Source organism: Pseudomonas paraversuta, from assembly GCF_904067025.1.
GTDB classification, from domain to species: domain Bacteria; phylum Pseudomonadota; class Gammaproteobacteria; order Pseudomonadales; family Pseudomonadaceae; genus Aquipseudomonas; species Aquipseudomonas paraversuta.
Window position 1 is genome coordinate 1,786,861 of record NZ_CAJFDA010000001.1, and the last position, 23,931, is coordinate 1,810,791.

Here is a 23,931-nt window from a genome sequence, read left to right on the forward strand (position 1 = left end):
CCCGTCCAGTCTTAATATGCGCCCCGTCCACACAGCAACACGTAACAGTGACTGTCTGGGGCTATAGCTCAGCTGGGAGAGCGCCTGCATGGCATGCAGGAGGTCAACGGTTCGATCCCGTTTAGCTCCACCAAATTTACAGTTCAATGCCTGGCCACACCGGCATTGAATCGATCAGCACTCAGCGCTGATCAGTGTTAGAAGGTTTGTGTCCCCTTCGTCTAGTGGCCTAGGACACCGCCCTTTCACGGCGGTAACAGGGGTTCGAGTCCCCTAGGGGACGCCACGATTACCCGCTCTGCGGGATTTATAAGGGTCATTCGGTTATTGAATGGCCCTTTTGTTTGTCTGCGATTTGGCAAAACTCCGACCTTTTCCCTTCGTCTGTATCCGCCCGCGCCTTCGTGCTGACCGGGTGCGTTACACTGCGGCCTTCATTCGCGTATGGAGAAACGGCATGAGTTGGGATCTGGCAACGCCATTCATCATTGATCTGCAAGTGCAGGCCGACGATATTGACGGGTTTGGCCATGCCAATAACGCTGCCTATGTGGTGTGGCTGGAACGTTGTGCCTGGCGGCATTCGCAGCGTCTGGGGCTGGACCTGAGTGCCTATCGTCGCCTCGATCGGGCAATGGCCGTGGCCCGCCATGAGATCGATTATCTGGCCAGCGCCTATGAAGGTGACGAGTTGCAACTGGCAACCTGGATTGTCGATTGTGACAAGCGCCTGCGCATGACCCGGCACTTTCAGCTGGTGCGCCCTTGCGATGGCGTAACCCTGCTGCGCGCACAAACCACCTTTGTCTGCATCGAACTGTCTACCGGCAAGGCCAAGCGCCTGCCGCCCGAGTTTCTGGAAGGTTATGGCCCGGCGGTCGTAACGGCCTGACAAGGGCGACAGCCTGATACCCGTTGGCCCCGGAACCCCGTAAACTGCCGCACGTTTTTTATGAGAGTCACCCATGCAAATTGCTTTGGCGCCGATGGAGGGGTTGGTCGACAACATCCTGCGTGATGTCCTGACCCGCACCGGCGGTATTGATTGGTGCGTCACCGAATTTATCCGGGTCACCGAACGTGTATTGCCAGAGGCGTACTTTCACAAGTTCGCCCCCGAACTCCAGCACGGCGCCAAAACCCGCGCCGGCGTGCCGCTGCGTGTGCAGTTGCTGGGCTCTGATCCGGCCTGTCTGGCGGATAACGCGGCATTGGCCTGTGAGTTGGGGTCAGGGGTGATTGACCTCAATTTCGGCTGCCCGGCCAAAACCGTGAACAAGTCCCGGGGCGGGGCAGTGTTGCTCAAAGAGCCCGAATTGCTGCATGCGATTTTGTTGCAGGTGCGGCGCACGGTGCCAGCGCATATCCCGGTCACGGCCAAGATGCGGCTGGGCTTCGATACGCCTGACAGTGCCAATGAGTGTGCGATTGCCCTGGCCGAAGGGGGTGCCAGCCAGATCGTGGTGCATGCCCGGACCAAGATGGATGGCTACAAGCCGCCAGCGCACTGGGAATACATTGCCCAGGTGCAAGACGCGGTCAAGGTGCCGGTGTTTGCCAATGGCGATATCTGGTCGGTTGAAGACTGGCGCCGCTGCCGCGAAATCAGCGGGGCCGAGGACATCATGCTCGGTCGCGGACTGGTATCGCGTCCCGACCTGGCCCGGCAAATTGCTGCTGCAAAAGCCGGTGAAGAGGTGGTCGAAATGACCTGGGCCGACCTGCAGCCCATGATTCGCGACTTTTGGGCCCAGGCCGAGGCTCAGTTGACCCCGCGTTCCGCCCCTGGGCGGCTCAAGCAATGGCTGGCCATGCTGACCCGCAATTACCCCGAAGCCATGGTGCTGTTCAATGCCATGCGCCGCGAAACCGATTGTGAAAAGGTCAGGCATCTGGTCAATAACCCGCCTTCGGACGCTGCCTGACACGGCAAAAAAAATTCAAAAAAAACCCTTGAAATGCGTTTGGCGGTCCCTATCTATGGGGTACGCGATGCCGAAAGCGGGTCGCGTAAACCAATCTCGCTGAAATCAGGAGGATGAAATTATGAGCACTGCACTTTCCATGGCGCCTCTGTTCCGTAATTCTGTCGGCTTTGACCGTTTTAGTGATTTGTTTGAAACCGCATTACGCAATGATTCCAGTGGCGGGTACCCACCTTACAACGTTGAAAAACGTGGTGAAGACAGCTATCGCATCGTGGTGGCAACGGCGGGGTTCCAGCAAGATGATCTGGACCTGCAAGTAGAGAAAGGTGTGCTGACCGTGAGCGGCAGCAAACGTGAAAGCACCAGCGAAGAAGGCGTTACCTTCTTGCATCAGGGCATCGCCCAAAGGGCTTTCAAGCTGTCCTTCCGTCTCGATGACCATATCGAGATCAAGGGCGCAAACCTGAACAATGGTTTGCTCAGCATCGACCTGCAGCGGGTCGTGCCCGAAGAGGCGAAAGCCAAACGCATCCCTATCAACGGGGATCGGCAGGCTGCTCTGAACAACTGATTTGAGCAAGCGCCAGCCCGGGACCCCGTCTTTAAGGCGGGGTCTCTTGCTTTGGGCGCCCTTGAAGAGTGGTACGCAGGCATTTGTTCCGACCCTCTCCCCGGGGCAGGTGCCTGCTTTGGTTGTCACTCGGCTCCAGTCGGGGCCGGGTATACAGTCCTGAATATCACGGCTCTGTCGCAAGTTTGCGGCTCGATGCCAATCGGACCCTGTACCTGGGTCAGCAAACATTGAATAAATCCTGAACCGGGCCCGGGGAGACGGGCCTGGTTGTCACGCATTACTTTGCGGCCTGATTCGCTGTGCCCTGGTAGTGCTTGAGATTTTTCTCGGCTTTGTAGCGCAGGGCTATATCAGGCACGCTGCCGCTCTTGCCGGTTTCTACCCAGTTGCGAATACGGCCGGCATCGGCAAAGTGGGTGTATTTGCCGAAGGCATCGAGAATCACCAACGAAACCGGGCGATTACCCATTTCCGTGACCAGTACCAGGCAGTGTCCGGCCTGATTGGTGAAACCGGTTTTGGTCAGCTTGATGTTCCATTTGTCTTTATTGACCAGATGGTCGGTGTTGTGAAAACCCAGGGTGTAGTTGGGTTTGCGGAACGCCACGGTCTTTTCTTTGGTGGTGCTCAACTGGGTCAGCATCGGGTAATGCCGCGCTGCGGCCAGCAACTTGCTCAGGTCCCGGGCAGTGGACACGTTGCGCACCGAGAGGCCGGTGGGCTCGACGTAATGGGTGCTCATCATGCCCAGGCTTTTGGCCTTGGCATTCATCGCTGCGATAAACGCTACATAACCGCCCGGATAATGGTGCGCCAGGCTGGCGGCGGCACGGTTTTCCGAAGACATCAGGGTGATCAGCATCATTTCATGGCGCGACAGTTCGCTGCCCAGCTTGACCCGGGAGAACACGCCTTTCATTTCCGGGGTGTCGCTGATGTTGACCGAGATGTACTCATCCATCGACTGCTTGGCGTCGAGTACCACCATGGCGGTCATCAGCTTGCTGACCGACGCAATGGGGACAATGACATCAGGGTTGCTGGAATAAATGATTTTGTTGGTCTGCAGGTCGACCAGCATCGCGCTGCCTGAAGCGATGTGCAGTTGTGACGTATCCCTTGGAGCCGAAGTGGCTTCGTTCGCTGCGGCGATCGAAGGGGCGGCGGTGCCTGTAAGAACTAAAAATAGGCTCAGAATCGAAAGATGAATTTTCACGCAGAATGACTCAAGGATGGTTGGGAGGTGCCGATCTGTAACGGTTATTTGAAACGTATCGTTACATTTCGTGAGTATGGATCAATAATCGTTGAAATGCCTGATTTCGCAGGGACTTGGAGCATGTATTTCAGGTAAATCGTTATTTGTAGACTTTCTCTGCCCGGGCAACTTGTCGATCCGGTCGGCTGCCGCGGGCGAGGGTAGCAGCTCAAAGCTGTGCGCTGGCTGAACGCGAGTGGGGCCGGCCGGCGTTTGCTTTGGCCCGGGACACTTAAGAGACCGGCAATTGTGTAAAATGCCGGCCCTTGAAATTGACCGGCCGGCCCGATGACTCCTGAAGCGTTAAGCACCCTGCACCTGCACCTATTGACTGCCCTGGAGACTGCGCCCGACGAAACCCGGCGTTTGTTCCATGGGCGTGGACGGTGCTGGCCGGGACTTGAGCAATTGACGGTGGACTGGCTGCAGGGCGTGCTCCTGGTTTCGCTATTCAAAGAGCCTGAGCCGGCGCAGCTAGAGGCATTGAAGCACCTGCTGCTGAACCTCTCGCAATCGGCGGTATGGCAAGCCAGCGGGGCGCACACGCTGGTGATGCAGCACCGCTACACACTCAACAGTGACAGCGAATGGCTGGTCGGCGAAGCGATTGATGAGTGGACGCTGACCGAAGGTGGCTTGCGCTACCGCGTCGACCTGGGCCGCAAGCAGAACAACGGCCTGTTCCTTGATATGCGCTACGGCCGTGACTGGGTACGGGCCAATGCCGAGGGCAAGCGGGTCCTGAATCTGTTTGCCTACACCTGCGGCTTCTCGGTCGCCGCCATCGAAGGCGGCGCCCGGCATGTGGTCAACCTCGATATGTCCCGTGCGGCATTGAGCCGTGGTCGCGACAATCACCGTCTCAATGCCCATGACATGAGCAAGGTGAGCTTCCTTGGCCATGAGCTGTTCAAGTCCTGGGGCAAGGTGAAAAGCATGGGCCCTTATGATTTGGTGATCATTGATCCGCCTTCCTTCCAGAAGGGCAGTTTTTTGCTGACCAAGGATTACCAGCGGGTGGTTCGGCGCCTGCCGGAGTTGCTCACTGAGAACGGCACGGTGCTGGCGTGCATGAACGATCCGGCTTTCGGCTCTGACTTCCTGATCGACGGCGTGACCCTTGATGCGCCGAGTTTGCGTTTCGTGCAGCGACTGGAGAACCCGCCTGAGTTTCCGGACGCCGATGCAGAGTGCGGTTTGAAAGCGCTGGTGTTCAAACAAGGGGTTTGACCGGCAAAAAAAAGCCCGCGGGGGAGGGTGCGGGCGAAGGGTTCATTGAATGAGCAGGGCGAATATACAGCTCGCTGCCAGTCAGAAATGTGAAACATATTTCATGCTTTGTTAGCCGGTGCGGGCTTACTTGGTGCGCGACGATTCAAACAGGAACCAGACGCGGCGTTCGGCCTCGTCGATCCAGTTTTCCAGCAGGCTGGTGGTCGCCACGTCACCCAGTTCAGAACACATTTCGTGGGTCTCGCGCATGTAGGCGGCGAGCTGGATATTGTCTTCGCGCAACTCGGCCAGCATGTCGCTCGGGGTCACGAAGTCGGCGTCGTTGTCCAGCAGGCGCTGGAGTTTTTTGATGTGACCCACCGAGCGGATAGTGGTGCGCCCCAGCTTGCGCACGCGCTCGGCAATGGCGTCGGTGGTGGCAAAAATCTGATCGGACTGCTCGTCCAGCAGCAGATGGAAGTCACGGAAGTGCGGGCCTGACATATGCCAGTGGAAGTTCTTGGTTTTCATGTAAATGGCAAAGGTATCGGCCAGCAGGGCATTCACTTCTGCCGCAATGTTGATGCAGGCTTCATCGCTCAGCGCCGAAGGTGTCCGCAGATCGGCCTTTCTGCTTTCCTTGGCGGATTTCAGGTCTTTCATGATGGTTCCTCGTGGTGGCTGGAAATGGGGATGACGCAGGGTGTCGGGCGTGTCTGTGCCGGCTGACTAAAGACCAGAAACTGCCTTTCGTCAAACGCACCCTGGAGCCGTCTACAGGTTGCGACCGGCGAAAGAGCAAGATTGTTCAATACTTTGGAACACCCTGCTGCGACCCTTTGCCACTGCTTATTGCCGGGATGTTTTTTGATGCCTACGACCCTTCCACGCGTCGCGTTTACCCGCGGTGCGATTGCTTGTCTTCCATTGACCCTGGCGTGTGCGCCCTGGGGGTTGCTGGCGGGTTCGACGGCAATTGATGCGCAATTGACCCCGCTGCAGAGTCAGGGTCTGTCGGTGTTTGTTTTTGCCGGGGCGGCCCAGTTGGTGGCCATTGGCATGATCAAGGGCGGCGCCAGTGTGATTTCAATCCTGCTGACCACCTTGCTCCTGACCTCGCAGCATTTGCTGTACGCGATGCATCTGCGCCCGCTGGTGTCGCCACTGCCGGTCAGGTGGCGGTTCGGGCTCGGGTTCCTGCTGACCGACGAATTTTTCGCCCTGGTCAGCCCCTATGACCAGAAGACCTTCAGTCGCTGGTACGCATTGGGTGTCGGGCTGTGCATGTACCTGGGCTGGAACCTCTTTACCCTGCTTGGGGTAATACTGGGCAAGAGCATTCCGGGGCTGGATCAACTGGGGCTGGAGTTCTCGATTGCCGCGACTTTTATCGCCCTGATTACACCCGTGGTGCGTAATGTGCCGACGGTGATCTGTGTCGCGGTCTCACTGCTGAGCGTGGTGCTGTTCAGTCACTGGCAGTGGGAGTCGGCGATTGTATTGGCGGGGCTGGCGGGCATGGCTGCAGGCTATGTGTGCAAGCGGCTGGGGGAGTACTTCGCATGATCTGGATGATTATCGCGGGGATGACCCTGATTCTGTTTTTCAACCGCTACCTGTTTCTGGAGCCGCGGTTGCCGATTCGCCTGAACCGGCGGGTAAAGGAGTTTCTCGGGTTTGCGGTGCCCGGGATGCTCACAGCCATTTGCGGGCCGATCATTTTTGTCAAAGATCACGGCCTCGACCTGGGGCCGGGCAATCCGTACCTGCTGGCCGGCCTGTGTGCGATAGGGCTGATGCTCTGGAGTCGCAACGTTCTGCTCAGTGTTGCGTTAAGCATGGGGCTGTTTTATCTGTTTCGCTGGTGGCTTTGATCTGGGCCGCAGCTCGCGTAGTGAAGGGACCGCTGACGGCAACGCCGTCACTGACCAGGTACCAGCAAGCCAGAAGGCCGTCGGCTCGAAGCCGGGCCGGTACTGCGCTACCGATGACAGACATGACATGAACTTTTGACATACAAACCTCTCTGCAAACAATGTTGCTAGCTTAAGGTCTGTGCCGGTGCGCAAATAATCATTGCGCGTGATAGTGGCCATTGATGCCAGTGAGGTCAGGGGCTAATCAACCACCTGGTCGAGCATCTGCATCACTTGCTGATCACTGATGAGCCCTTCGCTTACAAGGTGCTGGGCCAGCAGCGACATGAGTTTCGCAGTGCGGTGGCCTTCGAGCTGCTTGAGCTCGGTGAGGGTGTTATAGACCTTGCTTGAAGTGCACAGGCCTGCGGTGCGGTGCGGGTTTTGTGTAGGCATACAGGTCGTCCTTGTTTTTATAAAGTGCTCTTGTTGGCTGTCCGGGTGCGGCGGACTGTTGACCATCATGCCGCAACCCGCAGCATGAGGCTGTCTCAGCCGCGACACCCATGACATCTAATCAGACCTGGCGCCAGCTTCACAAGCCTGCCGGTGAACCCGCTGCTTACCAGCGCGGCGGGCCGTAGTAGCCGCGGGGCGGGCCGTAATACACCGGATGCGGGCGACCATAGTAGCCCTGGTAATAGACCGGTTGTGGCGCCGGGACATAGACCGGCCGTGGCTGGTAATAGATCGGTTGCGGCTGGACATACACCGGCTGCGGCTGCGCATAGACCGGTTGCTGGATATACACCGGACGTGGTTGTTGTGCAGCCATGACCGAGCCTGCAACGGTAGCGCCGACCACTGCACCGACAACGGCTGATCCGGCATCCCAACCGCCATGGGCGCTGGCTTGGCCTGCGACAGCCAAAGCGCCGATAAGCAAAGCTACTTTGGGGATGGTACGCATCATGACGATTCCTCTGGTTTCAGTCCCGACTTTGGCCACTGGGCCACGTAAACATTGCGGGGATAACTCTATGACCGCCTTTTTTGAAAAAACTGCGGAGCGCTTCGGTAAATATTGTGTAAGGTTTGCCCGGCGCTGAGACGTTTCAGCCCGGGCAGCAGCAATATGATCCAACAAAACTACCCACGCGGCTTGTGCCGTCGATCTGAAAGCAATCTGCAAGGAGATGAGCATGCAAATGAATCCGGATAAAGACACCCGACTGTGCATATCGCTGTCGGGCCGGCCGGGGAACTTCGGACTGCGTTTTCATAATCATCTATACGAGCAGCTGGGCCTGAACTTTTACTACAAGGCGTTCAGCAGCAAGGATCTGGCAGGGGCGGTGACCGGTATCCGGGCCCTGGGCATTCGCGGCTGCGGCGTGTCCATGCCCTTCAAGGAGGCCTGCATTGCGCTGGTCGATGAGCTGGATGCCTCGGCCCGGGCCATTGCGTCGATCAACACCATCGTCAATACCGATGGCCACTTGAAGGCCTACAACACCGACTACATCGCCATAGCCCAATTGCTGCGCGATCATAAAGTCCCGCAGCAAACCACATTCGCCCTGCGCGGCAGCGGTGGCATGGCCAAGGCCGTGGCATCGGCCTTGCGTGATGGTGGTTATCGCAATGGTCTGATCGTGGCCCGCAATGAGGCGACGGGGGCGGGGCTGGCCAAAACCCTGGGTTATGCCTGGCAGCCGGAGCTGGGGGGGAGCAGGCCGCAGATGCTGATCAACACCACGCCCGTGGGCATGACGGGGGGCGCCGAGGCGAATGATCTGGCGTTTGCAGAAGATGTAATTGCGCAGGCAGAAATCATCTTCGATGTGGTGGCCATTCCGGCTGAAACGCCATTGATCCTTTGCGCTCGGGCTCAGGGCAAGCGGGTGATTACCGGCCTTGAGGTCATTGCGATCCAGGCCCTGGAGCAGTTTGTGCTGTACACCGGCGTGCGGCCCACAGCCGAGCAGTTCAAGGCCGCGGTGGCTTTTGCCCGTAGCTGAGTGAAGGAGCGGGCGCGTTATTTCGCCCGCTCTACGGATTTACTCGAGTTCCGCCAGACGTGCTTCGAGCGCGGCGATTCGCGCCTCAAGGGCTTCAAAGCGTTCCAGTGATACGCCGGCACTGGCGCTGCTGCGCTCGGCAGGTTGCTGGCGGGCCGAGATGATTGTTTCGATATCGGCCGGGTCGCCCAGAGCGTGCATGTAGCGGTCTTCGCGCTGGCCGGACTGGCGCGGCACCAGCAGCGCCAGATCACGGGCGATCAGGCGCTCCAGCTGGTGTTGCACTTGTTCGGTGTCTTCGAAATCGTGCATGCGTGAGCTGCGGGTCAGCAGCTCATTGAGGGTTTGCGGGCCCCGCAAAAACAGCAGCCCCAGCAGGATCACCTGGGCCGGAACCAGCTCCAGCGCCTTGTCGACCTTGTGTTCCCAGCGGTCGGCACGGCTGCCCATCACCAGCCGGGTAAAGCCGCGACCTTCCAGTGCGCGCAGGCTTTGTCCGACCTGGCCCTGGGTCAGGCTCATCACCGGCTCGCGGCTGGTTTTCTGATTGCAGGCCAGCAGCAGGGCGTTGAGGGTCAGTGGATAAGTTTCAGGGTGGGTGGCCTGTTTCTCGATCAGGGAGCCGAGAATGCGGATCTCGATGCTGTTGAGACGAGGTCCGGTGTCAGATTCGATCTGCGGGTTTTCTGTGGACTGACTCGCTGGGGATTCCATTTCTCTTCTCCATTTTTAGCCAGCGGCCATTGTGGAGTCTTTTGCCCGTTAGAGCGACTGTCTTGATTGGCCCCGCAGGGGGCTGGCCCGGGCAGTACCTGCGGGGAGGGCGGTTAGCGGTTGACCAGTTTGGCCGGCAGCGCAATCACCAGCAGGCTGCTCAGTAGCAGACAGCCGGCAAAGAACCACAGTGCGCCGGCACCGCTGCCGGTGACGTCGATGGCAATGCCCATCAGCGAATTACTCACCAGCCCGGCAATATTGGCCAGCGAGCAGGCCAGGGCGAACCCGGTAGCGGCGGCCCGGCCCTTGAGAAAGGTCGCCGGCAAACTGAAGAACACCGGTACGGCCCCGATGATGGCGGCCGAAGCAATGGCGAACAGCAAAACCGTGGCAAACACGTTGTGGTTAAAGAAGGTGGTGGCGGCCATGGCTGCCGCACCAATCAAAAAGGGCACGATGATATGCCAGCGCCGTTCGCGACGACGGTCCGAACTGGCACCGATCATCAGCATGCCAACCAGGGCGGCGGCACTGGGCAGTGCGGTCAGCACACCGATATGAAAGTTGTCGGCCACCCCGGCGTTGCGAATGAAGGTCGGCATCCAGAACGCCATGGCGTAGGCGCTGAGCAGGATGGAAAAGTCGATGCCGCCGAGCATCCAGACCTTGAGGTTGAAAAAGCCGTCACGGAAGCTGTGCTTGCTGTTTTTGCCCTCGACGTCATCCAGGCGCAGTTCGCCTTCGAGCAAGGCTTTTTCTTCGTCGTTCAACCATTTGGCTTTGTGATGGTTATCCGGCAGTACCCAGAACGTCAGGATGCCGAGCAGCACGCTGGGTACGGCTTCGACGATAAACAGCCATTGCCAGCCGCGCAGGCCGGCGGTGTTGTCGAAGGCGCCCATGATCCAGCCTGACAGCGGCCCGCCGATCACGCTGGAAAGCGGCATGCCGATCATGAACAGGGCAATGATGCGCCCGCGCCGATAGGTCGGAAACCAGGTGGTCAGGTAGTACAGCACGCCCGGCAGAAACCCGGCTTCGGCCGCACCCAGCAGGAAGCGTACAAAGTAGAACTGGGTCGGGGTGGTGACCAGCATGGTGCAGGCCGACAGCAGGCCCCAGGTAATCATGATCCGGGCAATCCAGACCTTGGCCCCGACCTTCTCCAGCGCCAGGTTGCTCGGCACCTCGAACAGGATATAACCGACGAAAAACAGGCCCGCGCCAAGGCCGAATGCAGTCTCGCTGAAATGCAGGTCTTGCAGCATTTGCAGTTTGGCGAAGCCGATGTTGATCCGGTCCAGATAGGACGCCAGATAACAGAAGCAAAGAAAGGGGATCAGTTTCCAGGTGATCTTGTGATAGAGCGCCTTGACGGGATCTGCCACGGGGGTCGCAAGGGTTGTTCCAGCATTTGCAGAGGGCATGTGTGTCTCCTGGCGGTGACTTATGTTTGTTTTTGTGTAGCCGCGATCAGTGCTTTGGCAGGCTCGTAAAGCGGCTTCCAAAGGCAGTGTCAGAAGACTGGGCCGGCCCTCCTCGATGCTCGGAGTGAGGCCCTTGCCCAGTTGTGGCGACCGGTGCTCTGCGGCCCGGTTCTACGGCGGATTTCCCTGTCTGCCGGATGTTACTCAAACGCTTTTGGCGAATTGCTCCATGGCCTCCCGTTTGGTCACCACATCGCCATATTTACTGTCGATATCGAACAGGTTGGCTTCATGCGGCGCGCTGTGCCGGTCACCGACACACTCGCGCACAACGATGGTGCGAAAGCCGTGTTGCACGGCATCCACTGCTGTTGCGCGGATGCAGCCACTGGTGGAGCAGCCTGCGAGGACCAGGGTGTCGATACCCTGGGCGTGCAACAGCGATGCCAGGCTGGTGCCGAAAAACGAACTGGCGTATTGCTTGCTGATCACCACTTCATCCGCATTCGGTGTGACCGCTTCGCAGAAGGCGGCCAGCGGGTTGCCCTCGACCATGTCTTTCATCACCGGGGCTTTTTTAAGCCAGATCCCGCCGTCGGCAAAATTCCCCGGGTGGTAGCGGATATTGGTATGCACCACCAAAACTCCGTGATCACGGGCGCAGGCCAGCAGCCCGGCACTCTCGGCGACAGCGCTGACCACGCCCGGGGCGAACAGAGGGGCGCCCTCGCGGGTATAACCCTGCATGAAATCCACCATCAGCAAGGCCGGCTTGTTGCCAAAACCGATGCGCTGGCCCCATACGCCCTGATAGTTGGCGTCGGCACTTTGTTCCTGGCTCATGACTTTGCTCCTATTTATAAGCGCCCGAAAGCAGCGCGCCGGCGCCCGGCACTATGGGTTCCAGATCGAGGGCCTTGAGCATGGCGTAAGTGGTGGCAATGGCGGCAGTCAGTACCGGGATTCCGGTTTGCGCTTCAACCTGGGGCACCACGGGCAAGGATTGCATTTGCACGCAGGCAGATAGCACGATCACGTCCACGCCTTCAAGGTTCATGCTGCTGACAATGGCCGGTAACCTGGCCGGATCATGCAGGGCCACTTGCAGATTGTCGGGGATCTCCAGGGCGCGCCAGTCCACCACTTCAAACCCTTCCTCGCGAATGTAATCCACCACCAGCTGTGTCAGCGGCTTCATGTACGGCGCCACGATGGCGATTCTTTTGGCGCCCATCACCTTGAGGCCGTCGATCAGTGCGCCGGCGCTGGTAATGACCGGTGCAGTGGCGTCGTTATCGGCCGTGGCCCGGGTCAGGCGCGCCTCGGATTTGCGATGGTAGCCCAGGCCCATGGCCATGATCGCCACCAGGCAGGCGTAGCCCAGTACGTCGACTTTGGCGTCGGACAGTTCGATGGCGCAGCGGTCGGATTCGCCGTCCATTGCTGCCAGTTCTTCCTTGCGCACCTGTTTCATGCGCATGCGGCTGGAGTGGAAGGTGAAGCGTTCGGGGCGGATCAATTGGCGTGCGGTGAGCATCGCCGGAATCTCGGTTTCCATGGTGGTGTTGGAGCTCGGCACAATCTGGCCGATGCGGTAAGGCTTGATCACAGAGTGTCTCCTTAAAAGCGTTGCGCAGAATGCGGATCAGTGGCGGGCGAGGAAGTCGCGGCATGCGCCGAGAAAACCTTCAAGATCATCCCAGGGGATCATGTGCCCGGCGTTCGGCACCCGGGCTATCTGGATCCGTGGCTGCAGCTCGAGGATTTGCGCTTCGTCGGCGGCCTGTATCACTGCGCCACGCCCGGCGACCATCAGCAGCGCGGGCACGGTGAGTTTTGGCAGGTCTTGATGGAAGTCCACGTCATGGAAATCGTTGAAGGCGCGAACGATGGCGGGCTCATAACAGGTGTGCAGCCATTCGGCGCGCAATTGCAGTTGCTCCAGGCTCCAGGTGGGGCAGAAGGCGCGCATGGCCTCGGCGTCCATGCCTTGTTCGGCCTGGCGGATCGAGTCCACGTACCACGCCAGTTTGCTGGGGTACTCGCGTCGACCCGGGCCGGATACCGGAGGATCGATCAGCACCAGGCTTTTCACTGCGCCCGGATTGCGTGCGGCACTGCGTACGGCAAAGCGTGCGCCCATGGAGTGGCCGGCCAGGTGATAGCCATCAAAGCCCATGGCCCGGGCGAAAGCGCTGATGTCGTCCGCGCAGGTATCGGCGCTGTAATCCAGTTCGGGGCCGGTGGAAGACAGGCCGCGCCCCCGTACATCAAGTACATAGGTGTCGTAATCGGCGCCAAGGCGTTCGGCGACAAAGCCCCAGGTAATGGCCGGGCTGGTGATGCCCGGGATCAGCAGCAACACCGGTTTTACCGAGTCGTGCTGGCCGCCGTAGCGCAGGTAATGCTGGCGAATGCCATTGGCCTGGACATTGCCGCCCTCTATGAATGTGCTCATGCCGGTACTTCCGATTCAAGGGAGTGGCTGTACAGGTCGTAGCCGTAGACCCAGGCCGGATCTTCCTGGGTGCGCAGCCAGGTGTTGGCGTTGGACACGGCCTGGACCCGCGAGGCGCGATCCTTGCGGTTGGCTTCGTACAGTTTGAACGCGGTGCGGTAGTCACCCAGGCCGGTTTCCTGCAGGCAACGGGTCAACATGGCGGCATCTTCGATGGCCATGCCGGCACCCTGGGCCATGTGCGGCTTCATGGGATGGCAGGCATCGCCCAGCAACACCAGGCGTCCGCGGCTCCACAGCGGCAGTGGATTGCGATTGAGCAGCGGCCACTTGGTCACGCTTTCACTGGACTCAATCAGCGCCTGAACGGTGGGGTTGTAACCCTCGAAAGCCTGGTACATCTCTTCGCGGCTGCTGTCAACGAAATTGCCCTGGAAGTCCCACGCCTCATGGGGAACCCCGGTGACGTAGTAGTACTCGTCGCGCTTGGCGGTGGTGTGATAGACCATCATGTGGCGGTCGTGGCTCCACCACTTCACACAGTTCTCGAAGTTGAGGTTGTATTTGCCCAGGGTTTCGCTGCGGATCAGCGCGCGATGGGCAACCCAGCCGCTGTAGAGCGGTTTTTCTGCGCCGAGCAATTCTTCGCGGATTTTTGAATTGATGCCATCGGCACCAATCACGATGTCGGCTTCGGTGCTGGTGCCGTCGCTGAAGTGCAGGCGTACCAGCGAATCGGTTTCTTCAAGGCGGGTCAGGCATTTATTGAAGTGGGTGGTGCCCGGCGCGATGGTCGACATTTGCAGCGCATGCAAATCGCCGCGATGCACCGTGATATAGGCGGCGCCGTATTCTTTGCGGGCAAACTCGCCCAGCGGGATACGCGACAGGTAGTCGCCGCTGGCACCGTCCCGGCTGAACCAGAAATCGGGGTGCGAGCCCATGTCGCTCAACTTCTGTTCGATGCCCATGCGGCGGAAAATTTTCATGATATTCGGCCCCATGTGAATACCCGCGCCAATGCGGGAAAACGCGGGGGCCTGCTCATAAATATCGACCTGGAACCCGGCTTTTTGCAGCAGCGTGGCCGCTGCGGCGCCTCCAAGACCTGCGCCGACGATGGCGATTTTTTGTTTTACGGGCATGCAAGGCTTCCTTTTTCTAGAGCGGGAGCGGTTGCCGGGGCCATGGGCCTCGGCCAGACATTTACAGTGTATACGCTATTAATTTTCAAGCTGTATAGCCCCTCAGAAAAATAAATAATTTGCCTGAGGGCTGTTTCCAGCCTTGAAAGCCACTAATTGTTGGACTCTAACTGTTGTGTGGTTTTTTTGGTTTTTCGGAAAATAATGTTCATCAGTTATTAAATAGTGTGTACGCTTTAGTTGAGCGGCTGAAACGCTCTGCCTGATTTGGTACGACGGGCAGTTCGGCGTTTGCCCCCTGCAGCGATTCGATAGAGAGGATGAGTAAATGCCGGTGAGCGACTGCGAGTTGACGCAAATGTTTGAGCACGTGTTGCAACTGTCCCGAGTGGACGCGACCCAGAGTGTCGCAGTGCTCAAAAGCCACTATTCCGATCCGCGTACGGTGCGGGCCGCCATGGACGCCGCCCAGCGTCTTGGGGCCAAGGTCTACGCCGTGGAATTGCCCTCGTTCAATCACCCGACGGCCATGGGTAATGACATGACGGCTTACTGCGGGGACACCGCGCTCACGGGCAACATTGCGGCGCAACGGGCGCTGGAGGCGGCGGATCTGGTGGTCGATACCATGATGCTGCTGCATTCGCCGGAGCAGGAGCAGATCCTCAAGACTGGAACCCGGATTCTGTTGGCGGTTGAACCCCCGGAAGTGCTGGCGCGGATGCTGCCGACCCTGGCCGACAAGGAGCGGGTGATGGCGGCCGGAAAACTGCTGGAGCAAGCGCGCTCCATGCATGTCAGATCCAGGGCAGGGAGTGATTTCAAGGCGTTGCTGGGGCAGTACCCGGCCGTGACCGAGTATGGTTTTGCCGATGAGCCGGGGCGTTGGGACCATTGGCCCAGCGGCTTCCTGTTCTCCTGGCCGAATGAAGAAACCGCCGAAGGCGTGCTGGTAATCGATGTCGGCGATATCATCTTGCCGTTCAAGAACTATTCGCGAGAGCGCATCACCCTGGAAATCGACAAGGGTTTCATTACCAGGATTCATGGCGGGTTCGAAGCCGAGTATTTGCGCGACTACCTGAAGTACTTCAACGACCCGGAGGTGTACGGCATTTCCCATATCGGTTGGGGTTTGCAGCCGCGCGCCCAATGGACGGCGATGGGCCTGCACGACAAGAACGACGGAATGTGCATGGATGCGCGGGCATTCGAGGGTAACTTCCTGTTTTCCACCGGGCCCAATACCGAGGTCGGTGGCACGCGCAAGACCCCGTGCCATCTGGATATCCCGTTGCGTCATTGCGATATCTATCTTGATGATCAGGCGGTGGTTGCCGGCGGTGTGGTACTGGCCCGCTAAACCAGGCCCGCCCGGGTCAGGGGCCGGTGTTGTGGGAGCCGGCTCCTGCATGGGCGTTGCGACACGGATTGAGCATTACCCCGATCATGGCCCCGCAGGTTAAGGTCATGACCTCTCACCCTTGAATTGAAAGAGGCCGTTGTGCCGGATACGAAAGACAAAAAACCAGGCCGTCAGGCCGCTTATGATTTCTGCGAACAGCCAGGCCATTTGTTGCGCAAGGCCTATCAGCGCAACATGGCGATTTTTCAGCAAAATGTCGGCAACTCGCAGTTGACTGCGGTGCAGTTCATCACCCTGTGTGCCGTTCGGGATCACGGGCCCAGCTCCTTGAGTGAGCTGATCAAGGCCACCGCAGTCGATCAGGCAACCATTCGCGGCATAGTCGAGCGTCTTCAGGCCCGCGACCTGATCACCCTCAAGCCCGCCGTGCAGGACAAGCGCAAAGTCATCGTCAGCCTCACCCCGGCGGGTGAGCAATTAGTGCGCGAGACCGAGCCCCATGCACTGCAAGTGAGCGAGCTGACCATGAGCAAACTCAACCCGGCAGAGCGGGTCGCACTCCTGTATTTGCTGCGCAAAATGGTGGATGAAGGCAGCGAATAAGCTTTCCCCAACCTTGTGGCATCGTTCTTGCTCTGGCTTGTATGAAGTGTTTACTTCATCAAAACCGGAGTGAATCAGGGTCTGCCTGTGCAGGCCTTTGTTACGCCTGTTTCATGAAGTAAACACTTAATAAGATCCGCCTCCAACAGTGCGGACGATGTTACTTGGGGAAGCCTTGAATGAGCGATCACACCCTTGCGCCTGTCAGAACGGTAACACTGCACGTCAACGGCCAGCCTGTCGTGGTCAGTGCCATGGCCGATACCCCGCTGTTGCTGATCCTGCGCAATGACTTGCAGCTCAACGGCCCTAAATATGGCTGTGGTCTGGGGGAGTGCGGTGCCTGCACGGTGATCATTGACGGGGTGGCTGCCCGCTCCTGTGTCTTCCCGTTGTCCGGTGCCGAGGGGCGCACCATTACCACCCTTGAAGGCCTCGGCAGCCGGGCGCAGCCGCACCTGGTGCAGCAGGCCTTTATCGATGAGCAGGCTGCGCAATGCGGCTACTGCATGAACGGCATGATCATGACCGCCAAGGCGCTGCTTGATCGCATTCCCCACCCCAGCGAGGCGCAAGTTCGAAACGAACTGTCAGCCAACCTCTGTCGCTGCGGCACCCATCTCGAAATCATTCGCGCGGTCATGCTTGCCGCCCGTCAAATGCCCTGAACGGATTGATGACTATGACCCTTACCACGCTCACCCGTGATCAGTTGTTGGCCAAGTCTGGCGTCTTGCTGGTGGTTGATCAGATTCAGCCGCCTTCAGGTCCCGTGGCCAAAGGCGGTGTTCCTGTACTCAAGCCCAGGGAGCTGGGGCTGTTCATTGCGGTAAACGATGACGGGCAGGTCTATGGCTTCAACGGCCATGTGGACCTGGGTACCGGCATCCGCACGTCGCTGGCGCAGATCGTGGCCGAAGAGCTGGACCTGGCCCTGGAACAGGTATGCATGGTGCTGGGCGATACCGACAGCGCGCCAAATCAGGGGGCGACCATTGCCAGCGCCACGATCCAGATCACTGCCATCCCTTTGCGCAATGCGGCAGCCGAAGCGCGACGTTTTTTGCTGGATCTTGCAGCCCGGCGTCTGGGTGTCGAGCCGCAGTCATTAGTGATGGACAGCGGGGTGATAACCAGTGCGGACGCTCGCCAGCTGACATTTGCCGAACTGGTGGCCGGGGAGCGCCATGTGCTTGGCATTTCCGGCGATGCGCCGCTCAAACCCGTGGAAGACTACCGGCTGGTAGGCAAGGCCTCGGCCCGGGTGGACATCCCGGCCAAGGCCAGCGGCGAGCTGACCTATGTGCATGATATGCGCCTGCCCGACATGCTGCATGGCCGCGTGATTCGCCCGCCCTATGCCGGGCTCGACAGTGGCGAGTTTGTCGGCACAAGCCTGCTGCACGTGGACGAGTCGTCCATTGCGCACATTCCGGGCATCGTCAAAGTGGTGGTGATCGGTGATTTTATCGGCGTGGTTGCCAAGCGTGAAGAGCAGGCCGTGAAGGCGGCGCAAGCGCTGAAAGTCAGCTGGAAAGCCTGGACGCAAAAACTGCCGGACATGGATGATGTGGCGCAGGCCATCCGTGACAACCCCCGGGTCCGGCGTGTGGTGCTGGACAAGGGCAACGTTCAGCAGGCGTTGGACCAGGCCAGCGAACGCATGCCCCGCACCTATTTGTGGCCTTACCAGATCCACGGCTCCATCGGCCCGTCCTGTGGCCTGGCGGATTATCAGGAACACCAGATACGGGTGTGGTCGGGCACGCAAAACCCGCACCTGTTGCGGGCGGATCTGGCATGGCTGCTGGAGTACCCGGAAGAGCGGATTGAGATCATTCGCATGGAGGCAGCGGGTTGTTACGGGCGTAACTGCGCCGATGACGTGTGTGCCGATGCCCTGTTGTTGTCCCGGGCGGTGGGCTTGCCGGTGCGGGTGCAGCTGACCCGGGAGCAGGAACATGTGTGGGAGCCCAAGGGCTCGGCGCAATTGATGGAAGTGGATGGCGGCATCAATGCCGATGGCGGGGTCGCCGGTTATGACTTTCAGACCAGCTACCCCTCCAATGGTGCGCCCACTCTGGCCTTGCTGCTGACGGGCCGCGTCGAGCCGGTGGCGGCAATGTTCGAGATGGGCGACCGCACCTCCATCCCGCCGTACGATTTCGAGCACCTGCGGGTGACCATCAACGACATGGCACCCATCGTGCGGGCGTCGTGGATGCGCGGGGTTTCCGCACTGCCCAACACGTTTGCCCACGAGTCCTATATCGATGAACTGGCGTTTGCCGCCAAGGTCGATCCGGTCGAATACCGCCTGCGCTATCTGCACGATGAGCGCGCTGCCGAACTGGTCAGGGCCACGGCCGCGCGAGCCGGGTGGGTGGCCCGCACCGAGCCCATGCAAACCCCTGAACAGGACAATATTTTGCGTGGCCGCGGTTTCGCCTATGCGCGGTATATCCACAGCAAGTTCCCCGGGTTCGGGGCGGCGTGGGCGGCATGGGTCGCCGATGTGGCGGTCGACAGGCTCAGCGGTGAAGTCTCGGTGACGCGGGTGGTCATCGGGCATGACGCCGGGATGATGGTCAACCCGGCGGGTGTCCGGCATCAGATCCACGGCAATGTGATCCAGGCCACCAGCCGTGTGCTCAAAGAGCGGGTCACGTTCGAAGAGTCGACCGTCAGCAGCAAGGAGTGGGGCGCCTATCCTATTTTGACCTTCAAGCAGGTACCGAAAATCGACGTGCTGATGATGCCCCGTCAGCACGAACCGCCCATGGGCGCCGGGGAATCAGCGGGGGTGCCGAGTGCGGCGGCGATCGCCAATGCCATTTATGACGCCACCGGGATCCGCTTTCGCGAGCTGCCGATTACCCCCGAACGGGTATTGGCTGCACTCAAACTTTCCCAGGACGAAGCCGCTGCCGCCGTCGATCCGCAGCCAGTCAAAGGCAAGCGCTCCAAGTGGTGGTTTGCCCCCCTGATTGCCGGTATCGGCGCCCTGGCCGGCATGGCCGCCACTGCATTGCCCTGGCGTGCAGAAATCGCCCCCATTACACCGCCCGTGGCGGGCACCTGGTCGGCGGCCACGCTGGAGCGGGGACGACTGCTGGCGGCGGTGGGGGATTGTGCGGTGTGCCATACCGCACCGGGTGGCGTGACCAACGCCGGGGGGCTGGCGATGCAAACGCCGTTCGGCACCCTGCACAGCACCAATATCACCCCCGACCCCGAGACGGGCATCGGCAAGTGGTCTTACACAGCGTTCGAGAGGGCCATGCGCGAAGGCATCAGCCGGGACGGCAAGCACCTGTATCCGGCCTTTCCCTATACCTCTTTTCGCAATATCGATGATGCCGACATGCAGGCTCTGTATGCCTATCTGATGTCGCAGGCGCCGGTCAGCCAGCCGGCCACAAGCAATGCCATGCAGTTCCCTTTCAACCTGCGCCCGCTGATGGCGGGCTGGAACGCGATCTTTCTGCGTTCAGGGGAGGTCAAGGCGCAGCCGCAACGCAGTGCACAATGGAACCGCGGTTCTTATCTGGTCAACGGGCTGGGTCACTGCGCGGCCTGTCACTCGCCGCGCAACCTGATGGGCGCGCAGAAGGGCGGCAGCGCCTTTCTGGCGGGCGGCATGGTCGATGGCTGGGAAGCCCCGGCGCTCAATGGCCTGTCCAAAGCTCCAACCCCCTGGACCGAAGATCAGCTGTTCAGCTACCTGAGCACCGGCTACACCGACGCCCATGGCGTGGCGGCCGGGCCCATGGGGCCGGTGGTCACCGAGCTGGCGAAGCTGCCCGACAGCGACCGGCGCGCCATGGCGGTGTACCTGGCTTCACTCAGTGGCGATGCCCTGGCGCAACCTGAACCCGGCCCGGCGGCCCCCCAGGTCAGTACGCTGGCATTGAGTAACGGTCAGCGGGTGTTCGAGGGTGCGTGCCAGGGCTGCCACGCCGATGGCCTGGGCCCGAAACTGTTTGGCGTCAGCCCGTCATTGGCGAGCAACAGCAACCTGCACAGCGCCTTGCCCGACAACCTGTTGAAAGTGATCCTGCAAGGCATTCCCGTCCCGGCGACGGCGGACCTCGGCTATATGCCCGGCTTCAAGGACAGTCTGTCGAATCGCCAGATCAGCGAGTTGACGGCCTATCTGCGCCAGCGTTTCGCCCCGTCCGAGCCTGCATGGCAGTCACTGGAACAGAAGGTGGCGCAGATACGGGCCAATCCCGGGTCTCATTGACCGTTCGCGGCGCCGGGCAGGGTCATGACCCCGCGTATGACCAGATCGCTGATAAAGGCCAGCCAGTCCTGTTGCTGGCCTTTATCGGCGAGGTCCTGACCCAGGAACGAGGTGAGGGTGTGTTGGTTGGAGTTATAGAAGTAGCACAGCGAAGCGATCATCAAATAGACATGGTTGATCTCCACATCGAGGCGAAAAATGCCCATGCGCTGACCGGCTTCGATGATTGGCCTGATCACGCCCACGGTGGTGGCCGACAGGCGCCCGAGCTCGCGCGACTGGCGGGCGTGCTTGCCTTTATGCAGGTTTTCAATGGTGAGGATGGCGACGAATTCCGGGTGTTTCACGTAGTAGTTCCAGAAAAACGCCACTTGTTCGCGCAATGCTGCCACGGGGCTGGACAGGTCCGGGCGGCAGGTACTTTCGGCCAGGTTGAAGGCTTCGTAGGTGTGTTCCAGAACCTGGACGAACAGATTTTCCTTGCTGGAAAAGTAGTAATAAATCATCCGGTCGTTGGACTCGGCTTCTTTGGATATCTGTTCGATGCGCCCGCCGGCATAGCCGTCGCGGGCGAATACGGTCACGGCGGCCTTGAGAATGCGCGCCTTTGTCTGGTCGGCCTGATGAGCCCGGACACCGGTTTTTTTGTTCACGCTGTTGTCCTCCACGATGACGTGTTGCGCGGCGGCTGAAGAAAAAACTGACGAAAAACTGCAGTCGATGGTACGGCAATTAACTGGATAAGGTTGGGAGCGGCGCTCATGTCTGACTTGTATGGTTTGCTCGATGCTCTGGACCAGGCCGACAGTAACAATGTCGCCGTGGTACTGGCCACCGTGGTCAAGGTTGAAGGCTCGGCTTATCGGCGCCCGGGCGCCAGGATGCTGATACCGCGGGACGGGCAGGCGGTGGGTACGGTCAGTGGCGGCTGCCTGGAGCAGGAGCTGGTGCGCAAGGCCTGGTGGCTGACCGAGTCCGGGCTGCCGGTGATTCGTCGCTACAGCACCGCGGCCCACGACGAGGATGACAGCGATGAAGAGGGGGCCGCGCTGACCTTTGGTCTTGGCTGCAACGGCACGGTGCATGTGCTGCTGGAGCGGCTTGAAGCAGGCGCCCCGTCGCTGCTGACCGATGTCCTGCAAGGCGTGCGAGCCACCGGTGAGCCGGCCGCGCTGGCAACCGTACTGGCGGCAGGGGCCGGCAGCGGGGCGAGAATGGGGGCGCGGCAGGGGCTGACGGCGTTGTCGCGAAGCAGTCAGGGGTTTTGCTGTGACGTGCTTGAAAGCCGGGTCCAGGCCGATTTACTCGCCACCCTCGAGCGCAAGAAATCGTCGCGGATGATTTATGCAAGCGGGGCGCAGGCCGTTGAAGTGCTGCTGGAATACATCCCTGCGCAGCGGCGGCTGGTGGTGTTCGGCGCAGGTAACGACGCCCAGCCTCTGGTGCGGTTTGCCGTGCAACTGAACTGGCAGGTGCATGTGGTGGACGGGCGGGCGAATTTTGCCCGGGCCGAACGCTTTGCGGGGGCCAGGGAGGTGCTGGTGGCGTCGATTGACCAGCCGTTCGCGTTGCGCACCCTGGTTGATGGGGCGGCGGTGGTGATCATGACCCACAGTTACCGTCAGGACCGTTTTTGGCTCCAGAGTGTTCTGGCCTGCGCCCCGGCCTATATCGGGCAACTGGGGCCCAAAGAGCGCACCGAGCGCCTGCTTGACGAAATGGGCGGCGGTGCAACTGCAGCCCGTGCTGAGCTGCACTATCCCATGGGGCTGGATCTGGGCGGCGATACCCCGCAAAGCGTCGCCCTGGCCATCGTCAGTGAAATCACGGCCTGCCTTAATCAGCGCGAAGGCGGGATGTTGAGGCTGCGCAAGGCCAGGATCCATGACCCGGCAGATGCACAACACGCAGCGCTGTCGGTGCGCTCACCGGAGGCAAGAGATGCTCGTCGCCAGTGAGCCGGCCGGGGTCGTGGCGGTGGTACTGGCAGCGGGGCTGAGTCGGCGCATGGGGGCCAGCAACAAGTTACTGCTGCCGGTTGCCGGCCAGGCGATGGTCAGGCATGTGGTGCAGGCCGCGCTGGCATCGCGCTGTGGGAAAGTGCTGGTGGTCATCGGGCATGAAGCCGGGAATGTTCGTCAGGCCTTGTCCGGTCTGCCGGTCGAATTTGTGCTTAATAAGGATTACCGGGAAGGCATCGGCTCTTCGGTGCGCGCCGGTGCCAGTGTGGTCAGTGACCGGCAGGCGGTGATTTTTTGCCTGGCAGACATGCCCGGCGTCACGGCCGGGGTCATTGATCAATTGGTCGATGCCCTGCACGGGAATCCCGGGGTCATGGGGTGCCAGGCCAGTTACCAGGGCAAGCGCGGCAACCCGGTCCTGTGGGCCAGCGAGTGTCTGCCGCAGCTAAGAGACTGTGGTGGTGATGAAGGTGCCCGCCCGCTTTTACGCCAGTATCGCGAGCAAGTCATTGCGCTAGAGACGTGCAGTGAATGGGTGATGGTTGATCTTGATACACCCGAAGACTACAGGCGTGTCTATAATCGCCCCACATCCCGTTCCCGCCCACAGACTGTCGAGACTTTCATGACTATCTCTCTGTACGCTGCTTCCATTCCCGTGTTCAAACAAATGCTCAACGCCCTCAGCGGTGTGCTGACCAAGGCTGAGGCGCACGCCACGGCCAAGAACATCGATCCAAGTGTTTTCCTGCAAGCGCGTCTGGCGCCGGACATGTTCCCGCTGGTGCGTCAGGTGCAAATCGCGGTTGATTTCGCCAAGGGTGTTTCGGCCCGTCTGGCTGAAATCGAACTGCCGAAGTACGACGACAGCGAAGTGACCTTTGCTGACCTGCAAGCGCTGATCAGCAAGGTTCTGGCGTTTGTCGACGGGATCAAGCCTGAGCAGATCGACGGCAAGGAAGGCATCGAAATCATCACCCGTCAGGGCACGCCGAAAGAAAAACGCTTCACCGGCCAGGCTTACCTGCTGACCTACGGCCTGCCGCAGTTCTTCTTCCACGTGACCACTGCTTACGCGATCCTGCGCCACAATGGCGTTGAAGTCGGCAAGCGCGACTACATGGGGGCGTTCTGATCGCAATACAGTAATCGCTGACGA

25 protein-coding genes, 2 tRNA genes and 1 pseudogene are annotated in these 23,931 nt (G+C 60.0%); 16 read left to right on the forward strand and 12 right to left on the reverse strand.

Annotated features, from left to right (window positions below; all coding sequences use genetic code 11):
* Window positions 1-57: 57 nt before the first annotated feature.
* From JQ848_RS08375 to JQ848_RS08395, 5 genes are all read left to right on the forward strand, one after another.
* A tRNA-Ala gene (locus JQ848_RS08375) sits at window positions 58-133 on the forward strand.
* 77 nt (window positions 134-210) lie between these two features.
* Window positions 211-286: transfer RNA gene (locus JQ848_RS08380), tRNA-Glu, on the forward strand.
* 171 nt (window positions 287-457) lie between these two features.
* Window positions 458-892 carry an acyl-CoA thioesterase gene (locus JQ848_RS08385; RefSeq protein ID WP_003447310.1) on the forward strand — a complete coding sequence of 145 codons (435 nt, stop codon included), beginning with the start codon at window positions 458-460 and terminating at the stop codon, window positions 890-892.
* 73 nt (window positions 893-965) lie between these two features.
* A complete protein-coding gene (locus JQ848_RS08390) occupies window positions 966-1,925 on the forward strand; it encodes a tRNA dihydrouridine synthase (RefSeq protein ID WP_060691479.1) in 960 nt (319 codons plus the stop codon).
* Between the two features lie 121 nt (window positions 1,926-2,046).
* Complete coding sequence (locus JQ848_RS08395; protein WP_003447312.1) at window positions 2,047-2,499, forward strand: Hsp20 family protein; 453 nt, start codon at window positions 2,047-2,049, stop codon at window positions 2,497-2,499.
* A 280-nt stretch (window positions 2,500-2,779) separates the two neighbouring features.
* Here the strand turns inward: JQ848_RS08395 and pbpG are convergent, their stop codons facing one another.
* Window positions 2,780-3,718, reverse strand: coding sequence for a D-alanyl-D-alanine endopeptidase (pbpG, locus tag JQ848_RS08400; protein ID WP_029612469.1), 939 nt, complete (start codon window positions 3,716-3,718; stop codon window positions 2,780-2,782).
* A gap of 330 nt (window positions 3,719-4,048) precedes the next feature.
* Here pbpG and JQ848_RS08405 point away from each other — a divergent pair, with 330 nt between their 5' ends.
* On the forward strand, window positions 4,049-4,990 hold the full coding sequence (locus JQ848_RS08405; RefSeq protein WP_202210470.1) for a class I SAM-dependent methyltransferase: 942 nt from the start codon (window positions 4,049-4,051) through the stop codon (window positions 4,988-4,990).
* 126 nt (window positions 4,991-5,116) lie between these two features.
* Here JQ848_RS08405 and JQ848_RS08410 read toward each other — a convergent pair whose 3' ends face one another.
* Window positions 5,117-5,635: a Dps family protein gene (locus JQ848_RS08410; RefSeq protein WP_003447315.1), complete on the reverse strand. Its 519-nt coding sequence runs from the start codon at window positions 5,633-5,635 to the stop codon at window positions 5,117-5,119.
* Window positions 5,636-5,842: 207 nt separating this feature from the next.
* Here JQ848_RS08410 and JQ848_RS08415 point away from each other — a divergent pair, with 207 nt between their 5' ends.
* Together JQ848_RS08415 and JQ848_RS08420 are read left to right on the forward strand one after the other, a co-directional pair.
* On the forward strand, window positions 5,843-6,538 hold the full coding sequence (locus tag JQ848_RS08415; protein WP_003447316.1) for an AzlC family ABC transporter permease: 696 nt from the start codon (window positions 5,843-5,845) through the stop codon (window positions 6,536-6,538).
* The gene (locus JQ848_RS08420) at window positions 6,535-6,846 is read left to right on the forward strand and encodes an AzlD domain-containing protein (protein ID WP_003447318.1); all 312 of its coding nucleotides are present in this window, start codon (window positions 6,535-6,537) and stop codon (window positions 6,844-6,846) included. Before JQ848_RS08415 ends, JQ848_RS08420 begins: the two co-directional genes overlap by 4 nt.
* Here JQ848_RS08420 and JQ848_RS22705 read toward each other — a convergent pair.
* The 3 genes from JQ848_RS22705 to JQ848_RS08430 form a co-directional block, all read right to left on the reverse strand.
* Window positions 6,794-6,988 carry a hypothetical protein gene (locus JQ848_RS22705; protein ID WP_081481304.1) on the reverse strand — a complete coding sequence of 65 codons (195 nt, stop codon included), beginning with the start codon at window positions 6,986-6,988 and terminating at the stop codon, window positions 6,794-6,796. The two genes, JQ848_RS08420 and JQ848_RS22705, sit on opposite strands and share 53 nt — an antisense overlap.
* A 101-nt stretch (window positions 6,989-7,089) precedes the next feature.
* Complete coding sequence (locus JQ848_RS08425) at window positions 7,090-7,284, reverse strand: hypothetical protein (RefSeq protein WP_003447320.1); 195 nt, start codon at window positions 7,282-7,284, stop codon at window positions 7,090-7,092.
* A gap of 166 nt (window positions 7,285-7,450) precedes the next feature.
* Window positions 7,451-7,801, reverse strand: coding sequence for a hypothetical protein (locus tag JQ848_RS08430; protein ID WP_010656145.1), 351 nt, complete (start codon window positions 7,799-7,801; stop codon window positions 7,451-7,453).
* Window positions 7,802-8,030: 229 nt separating this feature from the next.
* Between JQ848_RS08430 and JQ848_RS08435 the strand changes: the two genes are divergently transcribed.
* Complete coding sequence (locus JQ848_RS08435) at window positions 8,031-8,849, forward strand: shikimate 5-dehydrogenase (protein WP_202210471.1); 819 nt, start codon at window positions 8,031-8,033, stop codon at window positions 8,847-8,849.
* A gap of 39 nt (window positions 8,850-8,888) precedes the next feature.
* On the opposite strand, the gene JQ848_RS08440 is transcribed toward JQ848_RS08435, so the two are convergent.
* From JQ848_RS08440 to JQ848_RS08465, 6 genes are all read right to left on the reverse strand, one after another.
* On the reverse strand, window positions 8,889-9,563 hold the full coding sequence (locus JQ848_RS08440; protein WP_003447323.1) for a YceH family protein: 675 nt from the start codon (window positions 9,561-9,563) through the stop codon (window positions 8,889-8,891).
* A gap of 113 nt (window positions 9,564-9,676) precedes the next feature.
* Window positions 9,677-10,993 (reverse strand): MFS transporter, encoded by a 1,317-nt coding sequence (locus JQ848_RS08445; RefSeq protein ID WP_010656144.1) that lies wholly within the window; start codon window positions 10,991-10,993, stop codon window positions 9,677-9,679.
* Between the two features lie 204 nt (window positions 10,994-11,197).
* On the reverse strand, window positions 11,198-11,836 hold the full coding sequence (locus JQ848_RS08450; RefSeq protein ID WP_202210472.1) for an N-carbamoylsarcosine amidohydrolase: 639 nt from the start codon (window positions 11,834-11,836) through the stop codon (window positions 11,198-11,200).
* 10 nt (window positions 11,837-11,846) lie between these two features.
* Entirely contained in the window at window positions 11,847-12,602 is a 756-nt protein-coding gene (locus JQ848_RS08455; protein WP_003447326.1) for a maleate cis-trans isomerase family protein, read from the reverse strand.
* A gap of 36 nt (window positions 12,603-12,638) precedes the next feature.
* Complete coding sequence (locus tag JQ848_RS08460; protein WP_003447327.1) at window positions 12,639-13,451, reverse strand: alpha/beta fold hydrolase; 813 nt, start codon at window positions 13,449-13,451, stop codon at window positions 12,639-12,641.
* Window positions 13,448-14,596, reverse strand: a complete 1,149-nt coding sequence (locus JQ848_RS08465; RefSeq protein ID WP_202210473.1) for an FAD-dependent monooxygenase — start codon at window positions 14,594-14,596, stop codon at window positions 13,448-13,450. Before JQ848_RS08465 ends, JQ848_RS08460 begins: the two co-directional genes overlap by 4 nt.
* Before the next feature lie 328 nt (window positions 14,597-14,924).
* On the opposite strand from JQ848_RS08465, the gene JQ848_RS08470 reads away from it, so the two are divergent.
* From JQ848_RS08470 to JQ848_RS08485, 4 genes are all read left to right on the forward strand, one after another.
* On the forward strand, window positions 14,925-15,959 hold the full coding sequence (locus JQ848_RS08470; RefSeq protein WP_202210474.1) for a M29 family metallopeptidase: 1,035 nt from the start codon (window positions 14,925-14,927) through the stop codon (window positions 15,957-15,959).
* Between the two features lie 141 nt (window positions 15,960-16,100).
* On the forward strand, window positions 16,101-16,565 hold the full coding sequence (locus tag JQ848_RS08475) for a MarR family winged helix-turn-helix transcriptional regulator (RefSeq protein ID WP_127195944.1): 465 nt from the start codon (window positions 16,101-16,103) through the stop codon (window positions 16,563-16,565).
* 179 nt (window positions 16,566-16,744) lie between these two features.
* Window positions 16,745-17,233, forward strand: coding sequence for a (2Fe-2S)-binding protein (locus tag JQ848_RS08480; RefSeq protein WP_003447333.1), 489 nt, complete (start codon window positions 16,745-16,747; stop codon window positions 17,231-17,233).
* 14 nt (window positions 17,234-17,247) lie between these two features.
* Entirely contained in the window at window positions 17,248-20,811 is a 3,564-nt protein-coding gene (locus tag JQ848_RS08485) for a molybdopterin cofactor-binding domain-containing protein (RefSeq protein WP_202211266.1), read from the forward strand.
* On the opposite strand, the gene JQ848_RS08490 is transcribed toward JQ848_RS08485, so the two are convergent.
* On the reverse strand, window positions 20,805-21,464 hold the full coding sequence (locus JQ848_RS08490) for a TetR/AcrR family transcriptional regulator (RefSeq protein ID WP_003447335.1): 660 nt from the start codon (window positions 21,462-21,464) through the stop codon (window positions 20,805-20,807). The two genes, JQ848_RS08485 and JQ848_RS08490, sit on opposite strands and share 7 nt — an antisense overlap.
* 108 nt (window positions 21,465-21,572) lie before the next feature.
* On the opposite strand from JQ848_RS08490, the gene JQ848_RS08495 reads away from it, so the two are divergent.
* The 3 genes and pseudogenes from JQ848_RS08495 to JQ848_RS22715 all read left to right on the forward strand — a co-directional run bounded on the left by JQ848_RS08495 (window position 21,573) and on the right by JQ848_RS22715 (window position 23,907).
* Complete coding sequence (locus JQ848_RS08495; RefSeq protein WP_202210475.1) at window positions 21,573-22,769, forward strand: XdhC family protein; 1,197 nt, start codon at window positions 21,573-21,575, stop codon at window positions 22,767-22,769.
* Window positions 22,753-23,262 (forward strand): annotated as a pseudogene (locus JQ848_RS22710) (nucleotidyltransferase family protein); the annotation flags it as partial. The gene JQ848_RS08495 and the pseudogene JQ848_RS22710, both read left to right, overlap by 17 nt.
* Window positions 23,263-23,397: 135 nt before the next feature.
* Window positions 23,398-23,907 carry a DUF1993 domain-containing protein gene (locus tag JQ848_RS22715; RefSeq protein ID WP_235972512.1) on the forward strand — a complete coding sequence of 170 codons (510 nt, stop codon included), beginning with the start codon at window positions 23,398-23,400 and terminating at the stop codon, window positions 23,905-23,907.
* The last annotated feature ends 24 nt before the right edge of the window (window positions 23,908-23,931 follow it).